Genomic DNA, 1,290 nt, shown 5'->3' on the forward strand with positions numbered 1-1,290 from the left:
CTAGGGATCGTTGCAACGCCTGATCGTGTCAGGGGTTGTGATGTTCGAGGTTCGCAGCGATCGTCGGCCGCAGGGTCGGAAGAGGTTGGACGCTGAGCGCCGGGCATATTTGGATCTTGTGGCGCAGGGTGTGAGTACGGGACAGGCGTGTCGGATCGTCGGGGTCAACCGTAAGACGGGGCACCGTTGGCGGTTCGGTAGCACCGGCCAGGGGGACGTCGGACAGCGGAGCGAGCGTTCTGCTGCCCGGCGTCTGCCCGTGTCGGGGAGGTTCCTGTCGCAGGGCGAGCGGATCGTGATCGCTGACCGGCTCCGGGAAGGCGCCGCTCAGGCGTCGATCGCGGCCGAGTTGGGACGGGACCGGTCCACGATCAGCCGGGAGATACGCCGTAATCGTCATCCCGGCAGCGGTGACTACCGGCCTTACGCTGCTCAGGAACGCGCTGACGGCCGTCGACCGCGTCCGAAGACGGGCAAGCTCGCCGCCCGCCCGGGGCTGCGTTTCCTGGTGCAGGCGATGCTGGGCTTCAAGCACAGTCCCGAGCAGATCAGCCGTCGGCTGCGTCGGGACTTCCCCGAGCGAAGCGAGTTCCACGTGTCCCACGAAACGATCTACCAGGCGCTCTACGTCCAGGGCCGGGGCGAGCTACGCCGGGAACTGACCGCGGCTCTGCGGACCGGACGAGCCGTGCGCCGACCTCGCCGGCAGCCGGGGCAACGCCAGCCCAGGTTCGTCGCTCCGATGCTCATGATCAGTGACCGGCCGGCCGAGGTCGAGGACCGGGCCGTGCCCGGACACTGGGAAGGCGACCTGATCATCGGTAAGGACAGCGCTTCCGCGATCGGCACCCTCGTCGAACGCGCCACCCGTTACGTCCTGCTCGTGCACCTCGGGCAGGGCCGGACCGCCGACCATGTCCGCGACGGTCTCCTCGCCACGATGGCCACCCTGCCCACCCACCTGAAACGGTCCCTGACCTGGGACCAAGGCGGTGAGATGGCACTACACCACGAGTTCAGCATGGCCACCGACATGCCGGTCTACTTCTGCGACCCGCACTCACCCTGGCAACGCGGCTCGAACGAGAACACCAACGGACTGCTACGCCAGTACTTCCCCAAAGGCACCGACCTGGCTACCCACAGCCCGCAACACCTCGCCGCCGTCGCCGCTGAACTCAACGGCCGCCCACGCAAAACGCTCGGCTGGGACACCCCAGCCGAGCGCCTCGCTAAGCTCCTAACCGTCACCGACTAACCACCGTGTTGCAACGACCCCTGGAATCCGCC

At 67.5% G+C, this 1,290-nt stretch carries 1 protein-coding gene; it reads left to right on the top strand.

All coding sequences use genetic code 11. The features are described from left to right. Positions 1–130 precede the first annotated feature (130 nt). A complete protein-coding gene (locus ACIBF5_RS32720) occupies positions 131–1,258 on the top strand; it encodes an IS30 family transposase (protein WP_396816758.1) in 1,128 nt (375 codons plus the stop codon). Positions 1,259–1,290 lie beyond the last annotated feature (32 nt).

The organism is Micromonospora sp. NPDC050417, from assembly GCF_044458865.1.
Classification (GTDB): domain Bacteria; phylum Actinomycetota; class Actinomycetes; order Mycobacteriales; family Micromonosporaceae; genus Micromonospora_G.